Below are 16,963 nucleotides of genomic sequence, written 5' to 3'. Positions count from 1 at the left end.
AAGACAGGGATCAGCTGATCCTTGTCTTTGACAAATTTATCTATTGATTTATTTGCTTTATATAGTCAATGAACGTTTATACGTATCTTGGAGGAGTGTCAAATTCATAATGTTCTTCAAAAGTTGAGCCAAAGAAACAGGATGCACATTTGCGATAGCCTTTTTGTCTAAGAAAAACGAGAAGTTCTTCTTCATGGTTGGCTTCAGAACGATCTTTGATCGGCGTCTCGGGTAAATGACATTCATCACCAGCGTAGGCTGTCCTATGGACAATTTGTTTTTGGTGGTCAATCATGTATTTTCCCATATATGTTTATCAAGTCCCATCTCTAATAAGTTCCTCTAAGTGTAACACACTCATCTTTGTATTGATACAACCTAAACTTACTAGTATACCCTAAAACGAGGAGAAGTATTACTGTTTATGCGTATTTTTTTAATTTTTTTTGAATGATCAACAATCAGGCATTCACTCTAATGCGAAAAGTACCGATAGTAGTAGGGTTAGGAGTTTACATAAGTTATAAAATGAAGCGTGTGGTGGAGGTTAAAAAATGAATTTCATTATCCAACATGATGAGTTAAGTATTCGTTATCTTCAAGAAGGGGATGAGCTCTTTCTATTAAAATGGTTAACAGATCAACAAGTTCTTGCTTATTACGAAGGAAGAGACCGGCCATATACAAGAGAAAAAGTTTTGGAAGATTATTTTATAGAAGACGATGAAGTAAGGTGCCTTGTGTTGTTTCATGATATTCCGATCGGATACATACAGTTTTATTTGTTAGCAGAGGTAGAGGGGATCAAGCTCCCTGATCAGTCATATGGCATGGACCAGTTTATCGGGGAAACCTCATATTGGAATAAAAATATTGGGAAAAAGCTCATTCGATCAGTTGTGTATTATATTGAAAGAACTTTAAAAGGTTCTCTTATAGTCATGGATCCACAGCACTGGAATAAGAGGGCGATACGATGTTATCAGCAGGTAGGTTTTGCGAATTTAGGTATCCTTCCTAAACATGAATTGCATGAAGGTTCTTGGAACGACTGCACCCTAATGGCTTATGATTTTGCTGGATACCGTATTGTGCCCATTAATTATTGTAATAGAAAGACGTTGTCCCGATTATTTGTTCAATTGTGGGGCAGCACAGAAATGGTGATCTCTACCGGAACGTATAATTTACATGAATTAGATGGATTCTTAGCTTATGATTCAGCTGGAGAGATAATAGGTGTTGCGACCTATCGATTGTATGAAGATCATGTTGAAATTATTTCTCTTGATAGTTTGATCGAAAAGGAAGGGATTGGCGGTCGATTATTGATGAGAATAGAGCTTGTGGCAGTCGAGAATGAATGTTCAGAAATAAAGGTAATCACAACCAACGATAACCTTAGCGCTCTTAAATTTTATCAGCGAAAGCGATACAGAATGAAAGATGTTGCTAGGAGAGCGGTTGATTTAGCTCGTCAAGTAAAGCCCGAGATTCCATTAACCGGTCATCAAAACATACCTATTCATGACGAAATACTCCTTAGTAAAAAGCTCTCTTCTAATAAGCAACGTAATTGATAAGACTTTGATTGAAAGGGCGGGTGAGAATTGGAAATAAAACAAGTGAAAAATAACCGATTATCAGAAGAAGTTCTTGAAGAATGGGACGCTAAATTTGTACCTAATTATGATCTCTTATTCTTTGAAAATAAACCGAAGAAATTCACAGCTGTTTCTAGAGAAGATGGATACTCCCAATTAAGTCTTGATGAGCGAACGTCTTTCTTAACATGGAATGTTCATCCTAAATGCAAGTGGATTGCAAAGGTATCGAATGGATCATTTTTATCACTTCATAAAGCCGTGCAAATAGAACTTCTTCTCGACCAAGTAGAAAATGGACGTGGTTTTCATTTTAGATTTCGGGAGCTCTTAGAGATTAATCCTGAACCAAGTGCTTTAGCCATTTTGGAGGAAATTTCACTAAACTATGAAGGAGAAGAAATCGTAGTGTTTCAAGGTTGGAGTTGGAACCTGCTACCTATTTCCTTTAGGTTTAAGCTACTAGAAAGCATCTCAAAAAGTTTTATTTCATCTGCATCTGTTTCGATACAAACAAACGAAGAAGTAACAACAAATTCAGCCTTGATTAATACCTTTACGGGATGCAACGGACCGAATTGTTTTGCTTTTACATTGATGAATCTTGAAAAGGAAGCTGTTCGAAGAAAACACTTAGCACAATCGTGGGTAGTGGGCGATGAGTTTCTTTCCTCTTTAGAATCGTATGGATATAAAAAAGTGAGCAGTCGAAATACCGTGAATTCTGAGGATGTATTTGTGTGGTTCAACAATGACACGCCTGTTCATGGCTGTTATGCGATTAATGAGAGGGTTTTGTTAAATAAAAATGGTCAAACGATGTTCCATCCTTATCAATGTCAGTCTGTGCATCATGTATTGGATGATTGGTCTAATAAAGGATTAAAGCTAATCATTTATAGAAAATAAACAAGCCCCGGACGAAAGATCGTCTGGGGCTTGTAAAGCGATTTATGCTTTTGTTACGTTAGCTGCTTGTGGTCCGCGGTTACCTTCTACGATTTCGAAGTTAACTTCTTGGCCTTCGTCAAGTGTTTTGAAACCTTCACCATTGATTGCAGAGAAGTGTACGAATACGTCGTCTCCACCTTCAACTTCGATGAAACCGAAACCTTTTTCAGCGTTGAACCATTTTACTTTACCGTTTTGCATAAAAAATTGCCTCCTAATGTACCTCATCGTACATAATTTAAAATTCACCATTTACCATTGTAATACGTTTACATTAAAAAACTGCAGCTTTTTAAGAGGATTTAACTTTGTTACCCTCTTTCGAAGCTACAGCTAATTTAAATCCTAAATATATTAATAGTAAAATGGTTTAAATATATAATAGCACCGCCTCTTATAAATTGCAAATCATTCTGGAAATTTATTTACCGATTCATTAGACTGGATCCCAGTTTTGCTCGCCTTTTGTTGATTTGAATTGGAAGAGTTGATCCTATCAGTGCGACAATAGCAGATCCGATGAGAATACCCTGAATGCCGCTCGTTGCAAACAAAGTTAATAAGGTAAAGACAACTAAATCAAATACAGAATCTAATATGGATAGCAAAGAGATCGTAGTTGCTCTTATGTGAGAAGGGATGAGGTCATTGCTCAACTTGGAATAAATCGGGTATCTAATGGCGCCTACCCATCTTAGAAACAAGACTACAAACAAAATAACCCAGAGCTGATTTTGCAAAATTGCAGCGACGACTAACCCGCATGCTGAAAGAAAACCAGAAAAGTACATAAGCACCTTATAAGAGAAATTCCTATGAAGCATATTGATACTTCTAGATGAAAAGAATGCAAGTAATGTACCAACAGCATAAATAGGCCCAATGATGTAGACAGGCAGACCAGCATTAATCATCAATGGCTGATCAAATTTTTGAAACACCGCAACGGTAGGAATAAAGACGAGCGTGAGGTTGAGGAACAGGAATAACAGTTGAGGTGCTTTCTTAATCACCTGAATCCCTTCAATTACATTTTGTAAAGATGTCCCTTTAACTTCTACTTTGCCTGATGGTTCACGGATGAATAACAAGAGAATGAATTCAATAATATAAGAAATGAGGCTGAAGAGAATAAGTAGCTGAAATTGTTCGCTCTGTAAATCTTTAGCAAGAAATGATCCAACTAGAACAGCAATCATCATAGCTATAAATCCCGCTGATTGAATTTTCCCCATGACTTCATCCATTTTGTGATGGTTTTTATCTTTCTTTAGTGACTCATAAATTAATGCTTCGTCTGCACCAGAAAAAAAGGTGACCGATAATCCATTTAAGATGCTAAACAGCATAAACATTGTTAAGCTATCTGCCATTAAAAGAATACCTATACTGCTTATCTTGATGATGGCTCCTATTAGAAATGCATTTCTAGCTCCATATGCATCCGCGAAAACTCCAGTTGGGATTTCACCGATGAAGACAGCGCCGCTCCAGCACATCAAGATGATGAGGATATCAGCTTCGTTTAAGCCGTTTTTTACATAAAAAAGCGTAAGAACCGGTTGCAAAAAACTGATGGTACCAAAAAAGTTCACCCAGAATAAAAGTGTAAGATTTCGTGTTGAATGAGATGACATGTTCCTCCAACTTTCAATATAAGTTCCGACAATAGAAAGATAGGAGGGGTACAGTTAGATTTTCGTTATACGTCCCTCCCGCTTCCAAACAGCAGATAAAAGCAGGGACTCCTGCAAATGAAGCTGTCACTTTGGAGCAAATTTGGAAGGAACTGAATTTCGAACAAGCGAAACTCGCTACTGGTTTACGATACATAAAGGCAAAAGGATCGGGGCATAATATTCCTTATGACTGCCCTGAGCTTGTAATAATGGAGATGAGACGGCTCTCACAAGAGCTTTGAGCGAAATAGTTTTTCTATGCTCATACATCTTCTATAATAGAGATATACCATAAATTGCAAAGGGGAGAACTACATGGCAATTGAAAACCCGACTCGAGAAGAAATCGGCAAGATTCTAAAAACAAATAAGCGAATTGCCGTCGTTGGTTTATCAAATAATCCAGGACGTACTTCATTTATGATCTCGCAGGCTATGATGGATGCAGGTTATGAAATCATCCCGGTTAATCCGACAATTGATGAAGCGCTCGGCATAAAAGCGGTAGATTCATTGAAAGATATTAAAGGTCACGTAGACATCGTGAATGTATTTAGAAGAAGCGAATTTCTTCCTGATATTATGAAAGAAACCGTGGAAATTGATGCGGACGTTTTCTGGGCACAGCTTGGCGTAATGAATGAAGAAGCTTATGAATATGGGAAAAAGCATAATATGAAAATGATTATGGATCGCTGCATTAAAGTTGAACATGCTATGACGAAATAGGGCGTTGGTACGCCCTTTTTTTATGAGGTAAGAAGAAAAATTAATGTCACCTGCGCACCAATTGTTAACTGCCCAGGTTGTATTTGCGTACTTTGCATTTCGCTAAACATGCGAGGTGATGGTGCTGCAGAACCGGTTTCAATGATTCGGTGTGGTGTATGTGGTAGAGAGATGTGGAGAGACTGAGCGATTGTTTGAGCTTTTTGATTGGCTTTTTCCATAGCGGCACTTAACGCTTTTTGATAGTAAATATCTGGGTCTTTTATTTCGAAACGAATATCTGAGACGACATTAGCGCCAGAATCTACCGCAACGTCAATGACTGCTCCTGCTTTCTTCACTGGCTCAACTGTAACTGTCAGTAAGTGTGTAACTTTGTATCCGAGAAAGATTTTAGTGTTGTCTTCATACCGGACGTTTTCTTCGATCCTGTAATCAGACGTTTGAATGCTTTCTGTCGGTATTCCGATTGATTCTGCGTTTTCTTCTTGAGCTTCCGTAACCTGCTTAGAAGTTGTGGTAGCACCTGTAATGATAGTGGCGATATTAGGAGTAGCACTCACTTCACCCGTTCCAAATACTGTTATTGTATTGTCGCATTGACACTCACTATTTATACTTACATTCGATTTTGTCATTTTTCACACTTCTTTCTATTATTCTAAACAAATCATTGCGATTAAGAGGACAGAAAGCTTCTCTTTTGTTAAAATTTTAGTAGTCGTTTCGATACTAAGGAGGAATGCATGTTGCCAGAAAAAATCATGTTAGAAAAGTATGCAGAACTTGCTCTTAAACGTGGAGTTAATTTACAAAATGATCAAATGCTAGTTGTAAACGCTTCTATTGAAGGAGCTGATTTCGCACGAATCGTCGTAAAAAAAGCCTACGAAATAGGCGCTAAGACTGTACATATCAATTGGAGCGATGATGATCTTGACCGTTTATGGTATGAAAACGCAGCCCAGGATGTGCTTGAAAACGTACCAGAATGGCGTGTGAAAATGTTTGATCATTTCGCAAGTGAAGGGGCAGCGATACTATCAATCCGCTCTACAAACCCTGATCTACTAAAAGGAATTGAATCTTCTCGTATCTCAGCCTCGAATAAAGCGAGCGGAGAAGCGATGAAGAACTTCCGTAAATATACGATGAATGACAAAATTACGTGGTCAATTGTAGCTATTCCAAATGATGAATGGGCGAAAAAAATCTTCCCTGATTCATCAGAGGAACAAGCTGTTGAAAAGCTCTGGGAGCAAATCTTTAAAATTACTCGTGTTGATCAAGAAAATCCAGTAGCAGCCTGGAATGAACAAAATGCCACTCTTGCAAAAGCAAGAAAAGTATTGAATGACAGACACTATAAAAAGCTCCTCTATAAGGCTCCAGGGACGGATCTTGAAATTGAATTGCCTGAAGGGCATATTTGGAAAGGTGGTTCATCTATTTCTGAGCAGGGCATCGAATTTAATGCCAACATGCCAACAGAAGAAGTGTTTACATTACCGCACAAATATGGCGTGAATGGTACCGTTTCAAGTACAAAGCCACTAAGCTATGGTGGTAACTTAATCAATGATTTCTCACTTACTTTTAAAGAAGGTAAAGTGGTAGAATTCTCTGCAAAAGAAGGATATGAAACCCTTGAGAATTTATTGAACATGGATGAAGGCTCTCGTCGACTCGGTGAAGTCGCCATTGTGCCACATCAATCTCCTATCTCTCAATCAGGACTTATTTTCTTTAATACCCTGTATGATGAGAATGCTTCCTGCCATCTTGCTCTGGGTAAAGCTTATCCAAGCAGCGTAAAAGGTGGAGCTAACATGGACGATGAAGCATTAGATCAAAATGGGGTAAATAACAGCGTAACTCATGTTGATTTTATGATGGGTTCTGGAGAACTCGATATTGATGGTGTGAAGGAAGATGGATCTACAGAAGCGATTTTCCGTGATGGAAATTGGGCAATTGATGTGAATTAAGTAAAAAAACGCTCTATCTGGTTTAATCAGATAGAGCGTTTTTTATCTAGTTTAACCTGTTGAAAATTGAAAGTCTTATGAAGATCTTTCTATAATAAAGAAAAACAGTGAGTGATGATATATGATGGGAACTGTTGAGAAGCTATCTGGCATTCGTTTGAAAAATTACCTTGATTTTCGTAAAGCTCCATTAGATTTCTTATTGAAGACGAGGGAAGTAGCTGATTTTGTAGAATTAGGAGCTTCCTCTTTTGTTGTTCATCAACCAGAGGCGATTAAGCAAATACTAGTTACAAACGCAGCATCTTTTCATAAAGGAAACTCCGCTTCATTACTCAGTCAAACGATCGGAAGAGGCTTGCTTACTTCTGAAGGGCAAACTCATGAACGCCAACGAAGATTGATTATGCCTGCTTTTCATAAAGAGAAAATGGCGCAATATGTAGAAATTATTCTAGGTGAAACAAATCAGTTTATCAAAGAATGGAATGACGGAGATGTTATCTGTATTAGCTCCGAGATGATGAAGTTAACATTACGAATTATTACGAAAACAATGTTTGGACAAGATGTCTCAAAACCAGAAAGTGCTAAGCTAGTTAAAGCAGTAACCCATATTATTGAAAAATCAGCCGGGGATTTATTCTTACCTTTTCCTATTCCATCGTTTATTCCTTCAGAACGTAATAGACGCTACCAAGCTGGGAAAGAGCGATTAAACGAATTGGCTGATCAACTTATTGCCCAGACTCCAAAAGGTGATCATTTATTAGCTCTCCTTCAAGAAACCACGTATTCAGATGGCTCGCAGATTTCAAGAGAAGAAATAAGAAGTCAGATTTTGACGATGTTAATCGCGGGACATGAAACAACAGCCAATGTCATGTCATGGATGTGGTATGAACTCTCTGTACATTCCGAATTAGAAAAACAATTAGTGACTGAATGGCGCTCTATAAACGATCACGACCTTAAGAATCGACCATTAACAGACCAGTTTTTTAAAGAAACTTTAAGACTTTATCCTGCAGCATGGGTATTATTAAGAGAAGCGTTAGAACCTGTTGAGATAATGGGCCATCCGTTCAAATCTGGATCGTCGTTTTTAATCAGTCCTTATATCATGCATCGTAATCCTGCTTTTTTGAAAACCCCGAGCAGTTCTCTATTGATCGAATGAAAAGAAAACAAGTTCCGTTCAAATACATCCCGTTTGGCGGCGGTCCGAGAAGCTGTATTGGTAGTCAGTTTGCAACATATGAGGCTCAACTCATTTTCGCTACAATTGGAGAAAGGTTTCACCTTCAACAGGCTTCGAGCGATCAACGAGTGGAAGCCGAGCCGCTTGTTTCTTTACGAATTAAGAATGGGCTATTAATGAATGTGCATAAACGAAAATATTAGGTGATAAGATGAATGAAATGATTAATGTGTCCGTTCGACCTCTTGTCGAGTATGCGTTTCGAAGGGGAAGTATCGATGCTCGTTTCCGTACAGCCACAACGATGACGGAAGGAACTCGATTGCACCAGATGATTCAGAAGACTTATGGAGAACATGACAAAAAAGAAGTACCGTTTGAAACAAATTTGATTTATGAAGAGATGACTTTTCATATTGAAGGTCGATGTGATGGCTTACTTAAAAACGATGAACAATTTATTATCGATGAGATTAAATCCACGTCACTCCCGCTTACTGAAGTGGATGAAGGGACACACCCAGTTTATTGGGCGCAAGCGAAATGTTATGGATACATGGCTGTTGAGGAATACAACTTAGAGAAAATCACGATTCAGTTAACATATATCCAGTCAGAAACAAATGAGATTATACGATATCAACAGGAAACAACTGCCTCTGAGTTAAATGAGTTTATGAAATGGGTTGTCGAACAGTATGCTCCATTTGCCAGGTGGAAGCAAAAGCATCTAACCATGCGTGATGAGAGCAGCAAAGCACTCACTTTTCCTTTTGATTCCTATCGAGAAGGTCAGCGGAAGTTAGCAGCAAGCGTCTATAAAACAGTTCAAGATGAAGCGACGTTGTTCGCTACGGCGCCCACAGGAATAGGAAAAACGATTAGTACGCTATTTCCAGTTGTTAAAGCAATGGGAGAAGGCTATGGTAATAAAATTTTCTATCTTACACCCAAAACGATAACGAGAGAAACCGCTCAAGAAGCTTTTGAATTAATGGAAACGAAAGGACTACATGCTTCATCAGTGACCATTACCGCAAGAGATAAAATTTGCTTCAAGGAAAAAACCATTTGCGAGAAAGAGTATTGTGAATATGCGAATGGCTATTACGATCGAATTAATGATGGAATGCTTGATATTTTGCATCATGAGACGCGTATCACTCGAGAGGTTATTGAAAAATATGCTCATAAGCACCGACTATGCCCGTTTGAGCTATCTCTAGATTTGTCTTACATGGCTGATGCGGTTATATGCGATTACAATTACTTATTTGATCCTCGCGTTTCTTTAAAGCGACTTATTGAGGAGCAAAAGAAACAAACGACGGTTCTTATAGATGAGGCGCATAATCTCGTTGATCGGGCGAGAGAAATGTATTCTGCCGAATTAATGAAGTCACCTTTTCTTGAGTTAAAGCGGAATTACAAAAGACAAAATAGCGAAGTATCGAGCGCAGCAGCATCGATAAATAACACGTTTATTACGTACAGAAAATCGACGCAGAATGGTTCGCTAGTTCTATCCGAAATTGATGAAGAGCTTATTGTTCAGCTTGATACGTTTGTGCAAGTGAGTGAAGTCGAGTTGCTTCAGGAAGGAAGCGATGAGCTTCTACTTGAAACGTATTTTTTAGCACAGAACTTTATTCGGATTGCCAAACTTTATGATCAGCGATATATGACGTATGTAGAGGCAGGAAAGTCCGAGGTGAAAATCAAGCTCTTTTGTTTCGATCCTTCACATCTCCTTCAAAAGATGCGGAAAGGGTTTCGATCGAATGTTTTTTTCTCAGCTACTTTTACACCTTTCTCATATTATCAAAACATGCTAGGTTGGAAAGAAGAAGATTACGCTGTGAAAATACCTTCTCCTTTTCCACGTGAACATGCGAATATTTATATTGCTCCACTTTCGACGAAGTACCGCGATCGTGAGCGCACACTACCAAGACTGGTTACACTTCTTCAAAAAGTGCTTCATGAAAAACCCGGTAATTACTTGTTCTTTTTCCCATCATATGGCTATATGGAACAAGTTTTTGAGGCGTTCACTTCTCCAGACGAAGTGGAAACGATCATTCAACAAAGCGGGATGACGGAAGAAGAAAGAGAGTCGTTTTTAAAAAAATTCACATCTAATCGAAAGGGTAGCTTAGTTGGGTTTGCTGTTGTAGGTGGCATCTTCTCAGAAGGGATAGACTTAAAAGGGAATCGTCTTACAGGAGTGGTGGTCGTTGGAGTAGGGCTCCCTAATTTTGATACCGAGCGGCAGCTAATGAAATCTTACTTTGATCAAGCTGGAAGAAATGGTTTTGAGTATACTTACGTTTATCCAGGCATGAACCGTGTTCAACAAGCAGGCGGTCGACTCATTCGAACAGAAACCGATCGAGGTCTTTTATTACTAATTGATAGTCGTTATTTAGAAAAACGCTACCTGCAATTACTACCGTATGAGTGGCAACACTTTAAGCTAATTCAAGTACCTTAGGTCTTCACTGGCGTTTTGAACTGCTTGCTCACAACTATTCATTTACCAAAACCCCCGCTCTTTAAGGGTGGGGGTTCATTTTCCCGCTCATCATGCCTAAATTCCTTCTTAATAATTCATGTCCCAAAACGTATACTCCTACCTAGGAAATCTCACTTGTGAATCTTTTACAATTATGGAACATTACATTTTCGAGTCATTCTATTTATTATGGTTTAGTATTAACTTGGGAAGGAAATGGTGAACAAGGAAATCGAACGTATTAAGGAGATCATCTATGAATTTAATATTTACAATTCTACTATTTATTCTAGCTGCGATTGCCACCTATTTCGTTGCTACTCGACTTGCTATGTATGGTGATGCCATTAGTGAGAAAACAAAAACGTCTTCAGCGTTTATGGGAATTATCATTGGTGCTGCTATATCATTGCCCGAATTAACATCAAGCGTGACCGCAATTGCTATTGATAGTCCAGATCTTGCAATCGGGAATTTGCTTGGGAGTAATTTATTTAATCTATTAGCCCTTGCCGTTCTTGATATGGTCTACCGTCGCGAACAGATTATGGGACAAACAGATGTAGGAAGTAAGCTATACATCTATCTTGTTATCGTGATGACGTTAATCGTTGTAGGAGGTTTATCCTTAACACTACCAGCGAGCATTTATCATATCGGATATAGTTCGATCATTCTTGTTCTTGTGTATTTTGCTGGTGTGAAATGGATTAACAAATTAACAGAAGAGAAAGTGAAACGAAGAAGTCGAAAGAATGAAAAATACGGTGAGTTTTCATACCAAAAAGTTCTAACGATGTTCATCTTATCCGCTGTCGGTATTATGATTGTCGGAACAGTGTTAACATTAACTGCCGATCGAATTGCGGAAAGCACAGGATTAGGAGCTTCATTTGTTGGATCTTTCCTTGTAGGAGCGAGTACTTCTTTGCCTGATGCTGTAAGTGTTGCAACAGCGTTGAAACTTAAGAATTACAGTATGGGAATAACCTCGCTTCTAGGAAGTAACGCCTTTAATATCATGCTACTTTCGTTTACAGATGCTATTTATCTTAAAACAAACTTATTTAGGCATGCTAGCATGTCTAATATTGTGACAACTGTATCATCAATTGTGGTGGTGCTCGTCATTTTATATAGTATTACAAGAAAACAAAAACGTAGCACGCTTTTTTATATGGTGCCATCCACTTTAATTGTCTTGATCTATTTTGTCGCTACGTATTTCGTCTATCAGATGAAGTAAGTTGCAGAGAGTTAATACTCTCTGCAACTTTTTTTCTTATCTAGAATACTCGATGTGACGGAGATGGTAACGCTACCGAAAAATAGTCCGAAAATAATCGCAAGTTTTAAGTTAAATACACCGTGGAATCCCCTGTGATAGATTAAATTATGGAGGTAAGATCAATGTCAAAAGGGAAAAGTATTCATGCGTTAATTATTTTATTATTTACCCAGTTCGTTTCTGGAGGGGTGACGAATACAAAGGGGATTGTACTTGATAAAGTTGAAACGGATATTGGACTTGATATGAGCCAATTCGGATTAGTTGTCTTGATATTCCAACTAGGCTTTACGCTCGCGAGTTTGATTTTCGGTTATTTAACAGATAAAAAAGGGTTAAGAATAATGGTGATCTTTGCAACGATTGTCATGGGACTTGGTTTTGCAGGTACCGGATTTGCACCGAACATTACATTCTTCTTAGGTTTCTATATGTTAATTGGGTTCGGGCTTGGAGCACTTGGTGTTGCTTCCAATGCGATTGTACCGGCTGCATATCCAGAGAAACAAAATCAAATGTTCAATTTAGCGATGGGGATCTATGGACTTGGGATGATTGTCTTTCCACAAATCCTTAACTACATGTTCCAATTTGCATCATGGCGATATTTCTATCTGGCTATTGCCATCTTAAATATTCTCGTTATTTTTTATGTCACATCGGTTAAATTCCCTGATGGTAAAGCAGAAAAAATCAATTTAAAAGCATTTATACCAATGTTAAAAGATGCACAAATGATTTTCTTAATGTTCTTCTTAATTTTCGAAGTATCTGCAGAAGTTTCGTTTACTAATTTCTTCCCGCCTTACTTAAAATCTCTTGAGTTAGGAGGAATATCTACCGAAGCAAAATCGGATATGGTCGCAACGATTCTATCACTCTTCTCAGTATTCTTTATGATTGGGCGCCTAGGAGTGGCTTATCTTGCGAATAAAATCAACGAGCGATTGATTATGATTTCTTTCTCATTAGGATCCGTCATTATCGTAGCAATCAGCTTCTTCTTTGCGAACCAGGTACCTTATTTATTTGCTGGAGCTGGGCTTTTCTTCTCTACATTATTTCCAACCGCTACGGCATTTGGAACGACAATTTCAAAAAATCCAGGTACTGCACTAGGTCTAATCTATGTAGCATCTGGTATTGGTGGTGGTATCGCAGGATACATCATTGGGATTGTTTCAGAAGCTTTCGGAGAGAAAGGTGGATTTGGTCTCGTCATTGTTTTCCTTGCATTAATGTTTATCGTTTCTCTATTCTTAAATTCAAATAAGACAAAGCAAACTGCAAGTGAATAATACTCACACGTAAAAAAAGCCGCCGGTATAACTACCGGCGGTAAATTTATATTCATCTATTGGGAATAGAGGAATGCAGTGTTAAGCTACTTGCGCTCGCTTTGCTGTTTTCGTAACAGCACTGTAGATGCGCGGTGAGATGAGAGCAGCTACAATTGATAAAATTACGTCTTTCGGCAATGGAGCAACCATCCACATCCATGCCATTCCATAAGTAAATCCTTCAGGCGCTTCAGCCCAAAATTTGTATGCGTAGTACATATAGTTTGTACCTAGAACATAATTCAAAATAAATCCAGTAAAGCTTGCGATCATGAATGTTCTCATAGTTGGTTTAGATTTTGATTCTACGATTTTCCCTGCAACATAAGCAACTAAAATATAAGATAGAATAAATCCAAATGTTGGTTTAAATAAGACGGCAGGACCACCAGTAAACTGTGCAAACACTGGTGCACCGGCAAGACCAACGAATGCGTAAACAGACAATGAAATAGCGCCAAGTCGACTGCCGAGTAAAAGGCCAGCTAAAATAGCGAAAAAAGTTTGGAGTGTAATAGGCACGCCACCGACAACAAGGAATTGAGCAATATTTGCTCCAACGGCCATTAATGCTGCGAACATACCTGCGTAAACTAAATCAATTGTTTTCATTTTCCTCATGACTGATCCTCACTTTCGTTATCACTATAATGAATCGTAAAAGAAAAATCAAATTGTGTCAACATAAATTTATATTTAGTTAACATTAATGTTAGTAAATGAATAAATTTAATTGGTTTTAATGGGATATAGTATTAAATTAGTTGATATACATTTAAACGACACCCTTTATTTATATAAAGTTAACATATTTTTGTTTGTGGAAACGAAAGATTCAGTCAAGATCTCTCCAAGTGCGGTCAATGAATTGTTATTTTAACGAAATGTTTTTTGCGGAGGAATGAAGACGATTATGAGAAAACGCACTACTCAACAAAAAATCTATGGTAAACTAAGAGCGAAAGTATGTTGAAAGGAGCCTCTGTATGAACTTGTTAAGAGGAACTCTCCTGTCTATTTTATTGCTATGTTTCGTACTTGCCGTTAGCACTGCTTTCGCAAATGGACAGGATGAACAGCTTGAAAATGTAACAGGTGAGGTTCAAAAAAAGATGATCCGCTATGAAGAACCAAAACTTACGAATGCGACGGATCAAAAAGATGAAAGCAATGCTGAAAATGAAGCAGATGTAACAAGTGAAGATGCAGAAGAGGCGACAAATACGCCAGTTGAAAAACCTTATTATTATCTTATTGTTAACGAAACTCCTTATTTAGCCGATAAAACTGATTGGGAGTCGGTTGAAGAAGGTCATATCGTTACGCTTGGTTATGAAGAAGGTAACGTGCATGTCGTAAAAACAATTGATGAAGAATAGACAATAAGGTACAATACGGTTCGATGTTTTTTTCTCTCCTGCCACTGTGCAGGATTTTTTAATATGGAAATAATCGTCGTTCTCATAGTGGGAAAACTTTCAGGAACAAAGAAAGTCTTTTGCTAATAAAAAGCTTAGAGGCATCATTTCTTTTCTATTGAGACGCATTTAGTAAGAAGCTGTAAAACACTGCCTGGCTATTAAAATGACTGCGATGTGGCAATGCTTTAAAAAAAGGATAGGGTATAAGAAAAGATAGAAACACCCGTTCTCATATGGTAGGCTAGTCTATACAGCAAGTTGAAAGGGGAAAAACATGGTAACAAAACAAAAGCAAGAGTATAGTGACGATTCAATCCAGGTTCTTGAAGGCCTTGAAGCGGTTAGAAAGCGTCCAGGTATGTATATAGGAAGCACGGACTCAAGAGGTTTGCATCATCTAGTTTATGAAATCGTTGATAATTCAGTTGATGAAGCTCTTGCAGGACATGGGGATGAAATCAACGTTACTTTATATGAAGATAATAGTGTCAGTATAGAAGATAACGGTCGAGGTATGCCAGTTGGAATGCACAAACTTGGCAAACCAACACCAGAAATTATCCTTACGATTCTCCACGCTGGTGGTAAATTTGGACAGGGTGGTTATAAAACGAGCGGTGGACTACACGGTGTAGGTGCATCTGTAGTAAATGCTCTCTCTGAATGGCTTGAAGTAACCATTCATCGCGATGGATTCATCTTCAAACAACGTTTCGAAAATGGGGGTAAGCCCGCCACAACTCTCGAAAATATTGGGAAAACGCGCAAAACGGGAACAACGATACATTTTAAGCCGGATACATCGATGTTTAGCACGCTAAATTATAACTACGATACCCTTAGTGAACGTTTGCGTGAAGCTGCATTTTTGCTTAAAGGACTAAAGATTGAACTGAATGATAAGCGTCATGACCGTAAAGAAGTCTTCTATTATGAAACCGGTATCGAGGCATTTATCAATTATCTAAACGAAGACAAAGAGACGCTTCATCCAGTTGTCACCTTTACCGGTGAGAGCAATGGTATTGAACTAGATTTCTCTTTCCAATACAATGATGGATTTTCAGAGAATGTTCTCTCATTCGTAAACAACGTCCGAACGAAGGACGGTGGAACACACGAGTCTGGAATGAAAACAGCCATTACGCGCGTGATCAATGATTATGCTAAGAAAGTGAACCTTCTGAAAGAAAAGGATAAGAATCTTGAGGGGAACGATATTCGCGAAGGATTTACGGCCATTGTTTCTGTTCGTATTCCTGAAGAATTGCTGCAGTTCGAGGGGCAAACGAAAAGCAAGCTAGGGACAAGTGAAGCGCGCTCAGCGATTGATGCGATCGTATCCGGTCAGATTTCTTATTTCTTAGAAGAGAATCCGTCCATTAGTGAAATGCTAATAAAAAAATCCATTAAAGCCGCTCAAGCTCGGGAAGCTGCCAGAAGAGCAAGAGAAGATGCAAGGTCTGGTAAGAAAGGCAAACGCAAGGAAACCATTCTAAGTGGAAAACTGACTCCAGCGACTTCGCGTAATCCAAAAAAGAATGAGCTTTACTTAGTTGAGGGAGACTCAGCAGGAGGCTCAGCTAAACAAGGACGCGATCGTCGTACTCAAGCAATCCTTCCGCTACGAGGGAAAGTTATCAACACGGAGAAAGCGAAGTTGCAGGATATTTTTAAGAACGAAGAAATCAATACGATTATTCATGCTATTGGAGCGGGAGTCGGACCTGATTTTACTATAGAAGATTCAAATTACGATAAAGTAATTATCATGACGGATGCCGACACCGACGGCGCTCATATTCAGGTGCTTCTATTAACTTTCTTCTACCGCTATATGAAGCAGTTAGTTGAACATGGAAAGGTATTCCTTGCTCTTCCACCGCTATATAAAATTAGTAAGGGTAAAGGCAAGAAGGAAGTTGTGGAATACGCCTGGGATGAAGATGGTATGAAAGAGGCTATGAAAAAGGTTGGTAAAGGCTATACGATTCAACGCTATAAGGGTCTAGGTGAAATGAACGCCGATCAATTATGGGAAACAACGATGAATCCTGAGAGCCGCACATTGATTCGCGTAAAGATTGAAGACATTGCTCGTGCAGAACGACGCGTCTCCGTTCTTATGGGAGATAAAGTCGAACCGCGAAGACAGTGGATTGAATCCAATGTGGCATTCGGATTAAATGAAGAAACAAATATCATCGAAAATGAGAACATTTCCATTATTGAAGAGGAGGCGTAACA

Annotated in this window: 14 protein-coding genes and 1 pseudogene; 10 read left to right on the top strand and 5 right to left on the bottom strand. The window is 38.5% G+C overall.

Features of this window, described 5'->3' with window-relative positions; all coding sequences use genetic code 11:
• Positions 1-76: 76 nt before the first annotated feature.
• Positions 77-295 carry a hypothetical protein gene (locus tag AC0VYV_RS12060; RefSeq protein ID WP_430242829.1) on the bottom strand — a complete coding sequence of 73 codons (219 nt, stop codon included), beginning with the start codon at positions 293-295 and terminating at the stop codon, positions 77-79.
• A 259-nt stretch (positions 296-554) separates the two neighbouring features.
• On the opposite strand from AC0VYV_RS12060, the gene AC0VYV_RS12055 reads away from it, so the two are divergent.
• Both AC0VYV_RS12055 and AC0VYV_RS12050 read left to right on the top strand, forming a co-directional pair.
• The gene (locus AC0VYV_RS12055; RefSeq protein WP_475373853.1) at positions 555-1,580 is read left to right on the top strand and encodes a GNAT family N-acetyltransferase; all 1,026 of its coding nucleotides are present in this window, start codon (positions 555-557) and stop codon (positions 1,578-1,580) included.
• Between the two features lie 30 nt (positions 1,581-1,610).
• Positions 1,611-2,513 (top strand): hypothetical protein, encoded by a 903-nt coding sequence (locus AC0VYV_RS12050; RefSeq protein ID WP_475365283.1) that lies wholly within the window; start codon positions 1,611-1,613, stop codon positions 2,511-2,513.
• A 42-nt stretch (positions 2,514-2,555) separates the two neighbouring features.
• Here the strand turns inward: AC0VYV_RS12050 and cspD are convergent, their stop codons facing one another.
• Together cspD and AC0VYV_RS12040 are read right to left on the bottom strand one after the other, a co-directional pair.
• On the bottom strand, positions 2,556-2,756 hold the full coding sequence (gene cspD / locus AC0VYV_RS12045; RefSeq protein ID WP_048309367.1) for a cold-shock protein CspD: 201 nt from the start codon (positions 2,754-2,756) through the stop codon (positions 2,556-2,558).
• 224 nt (positions 2,757-2,980) lie between these two features.
• Positions 2,981-4,192: an MFS transporter gene (locus AC0VYV_RS12040; protein WP_475373852.1), complete on the bottom strand. Its 1,212-nt coding sequence runs from the start codon at positions 4,190-4,192 to the stop codon at positions 2,981-2,983.
• A gap of 357 nt (positions 4,193-4,549) precedes the next feature.
• Here AC0VYV_RS12040 and AC0VYV_RS12035 point away from each other — a divergent pair, with 357 nt between their 5' ends.
• Positions 4,550-4,963: a CoA-binding protein gene (locus tag AC0VYV_RS12035; RefSeq protein ID WP_475373851.1), complete on the top strand. Its 414-nt coding sequence runs from the start codon at positions 4,550-4,552 to the stop codon at positions 4,961-4,963.
• A 20-nt stretch (positions 4,964-4,983) separates the two neighbouring features.
• Here AC0VYV_RS12035 and AC0VYV_RS12030 read toward each other — a convergent pair whose 3' ends face one another.
• Positions 4,984-5,601 (bottom strand): SIMPL domain-containing protein, encoded by a 618-nt coding sequence (locus tag AC0VYV_RS12030; protein WP_475373850.1) that lies wholly within the window; start codon positions 5,599-5,601, stop codon positions 4,984-4,986.
• A 126-nt stretch (positions 5,602-5,727) separates the two neighbouring features.
• Here AC0VYV_RS12030 and AC0VYV_RS12025 point away from each other — a divergent pair, with 126 nt between their 5' ends.
• The 5 genes and pseudogenes from AC0VYV_RS12025 (at position 5,728) to AC0VYV_RS12005 (ending at position 13,253) form a co-directional block, all read left to right on the top strand.
• Complete coding sequence (locus tag AC0VYV_RS12025; RefSeq protein WP_475374889.1) at positions 5,728-6,951, top strand: aminopeptidase; 1,224 nt, start codon at positions 5,728-5,730, stop codon at positions 6,949-6,951.
• Positions 6,952-7,072: 121 nt separating this feature from the next.
• Positions 7,073-8,355 (top strand): annotated as a pseudogene (locus AC0VYV_RS12020) (cytochrome P450).
• An 8-nt stretch (positions 8,356-8,363) separates the two neighbouring features.
• Positions 8,364-10,646, top strand: coding sequence for an ATP-dependent DNA helicase (locus AC0VYV_RS12015; protein ID WP_475373849.1), 2,283 nt, complete (start codon positions 8,364-8,366; stop codon positions 10,644-10,646).
• 277 nt (positions 10,647-10,923) lie between these two features.
• Positions 10,924-11,913: a sodium:calcium antiporter gene (locus AC0VYV_RS12010; protein WP_430245421.1), complete on the top strand. Its 990-nt coding sequence runs from the start codon at positions 10,924-10,926 to the stop codon at positions 11,911-11,913.
• Positions 11,914-12,077: 164 nt separating this feature from the next.
• On the top strand, positions 12,078-13,253 hold the full coding sequence (locus AC0VYV_RS12005) for an MFS transporter (RefSeq protein WP_430245419.1): 1,176 nt from the start codon (positions 12,078-12,080) through the stop codon (positions 13,251-13,253).
• Positions 13,254-13,334: 81 nt separating this feature from the next.
• Here AC0VYV_RS12005 and AC0VYV_RS12000 read toward each other — a convergent pair whose 3' ends face one another.
• Positions 13,335-13,916, bottom strand: coding sequence for a biotin transporter BioY (locus AC0VYV_RS12000; RefSeq protein ID WP_430245417.1), 582 nt, complete (start codon positions 13,914-13,916; stop codon positions 13,335-13,337).
• 365 nt (positions 13,917-14,281) lie between these two features.
• On the opposite strand from AC0VYV_RS12000, the gene AC0VYV_RS11995 reads away from it, so the two are divergent.
• Both AC0VYV_RS11995 and parE read left to right on the top strand, forming a co-directional pair.
• Positions 14,282-14,674, top strand: coding sequence for a hypothetical protein (locus AC0VYV_RS11995; protein WP_430245416.1), 393 nt, complete (start codon positions 14,282-14,284; stop codon positions 14,672-14,674).
• A gap of 316 nt (positions 14,675-14,990) precedes the next feature.
• Complete coding sequence (gene parE / locus AC0VYV_RS11990) at positions 14,991-16,961, top strand: DNA topoisomerase IV subunit B (protein ID WP_430245413.1); 1,971 nt, start codon at positions 14,991-14,993, stop codon at positions 16,959-16,961.
• Positions 16,962-16,963 lie beyond the last annotated feature (2 nt).

It is taken from the genome of Anaerobacillus sp. QJM3NY_17 (assembly GCF_056173665.1).
The sequence above is the reverse complement of the archived record's forward strand: the minus strand, read 5'-3'. Positions and strand labels throughout refer to the sequence as shown.

What these genes read in the sequence shown, in the direction of transcription:
- AC0VYV_RS12060 (WP_430242829.1), bottom strand. Translation starts at nt 295, where the DNA reads ATGATTGACCACCAAAAACAAATTGTCCATAGGACAGCCTACGCTGGT.
- AC0VYV_RS12055 (WP_475373853.1), top strand. Translation starts at nt 555, where the DNA reads ATGAATTTCATTATCCAACATGATGAGTTAAGTATTCGTTATCTTCAA.
- cspD (WP_048309367.1), bottom strand. Translation starts at nt 2,756, where the DNA reads ATGCAAAACGGTAAAGTAAAATGGTTCAACGCTGAAAAAGGTTTCGGT.
- AC0VYV_RS12040 (WP_475373852.1), bottom strand. Translation starts at nt 4,192, where the DNA reads ATGTCATCTCATTCAACACGAAATCTTACACTTTTATTCTGGGTGAAC.
- AC0VYV_RS12035 (WP_475373851.1), top strand. Translation starts at nt 4,550, where the DNA reads ATGGCAATTGAAAACCCGACTCGAGAAGAAATCGGCAAGATTCTAAAA.
- AC0VYV_RS12030 (WP_475373850.1), bottom strand. Translation starts at nt 5,601, where the DNA reads ATGACAAAATCGAATGTAAGTATAAATAGTGAGTGTCAATGCGACAAT.
- AC0VYV_RS12025 (WP_475374889.1), top strand. Translation starts at nt 5,728, where the DNA reads ATGTTAGAAAAGTATGCAGAACTTGCTCTTAAACGTGGAGTTAATTTA.
- AC0VYV_RS12015 (WP_475373849.1), top strand. Translation starts at nt 8,364, where the DNA reads ATGAATGAAATGATTAATGTGTCCGTTCGACCTCTTGTCGAGTATGCG.
- AC0VYV_RS12010 (WP_430245421.1), top strand. Translation starts at nt 10,924, where the DNA reads ATGAATTTAATATTTACAATTCTACTATTTATTCTAGCTGCGATTGCC.
- AC0VYV_RS12005 (WP_430245419.1), top strand. Translation starts at nt 12,078, where the DNA reads ATGTCAAAAGGGAAAAGTATTCATGCGTTAATTATTTTATTATTTACC.
- AC0VYV_RS12000 (WP_430245417.1), bottom strand. Translation starts at nt 13,916, where the DNA reads ATGAGGAAAATGAAAACAATTGATTTAGTTTACGCAGGTATGTTCGCA.
- AC0VYV_RS11995 (WP_430245416.1), top strand. Translation starts at nt 14,282, where the DNA reads ATGAACTTGTTAAGAGGAACTCTCCTGTCTATTTTATTGCTATGTTTC.
- parE (WP_430245413.1), top strand. Translation starts at nt 14,991, where the DNA reads ATGGTAACAAAACAAAAGCAAGAGTATAGTGACGATTCAATCCAGGTT.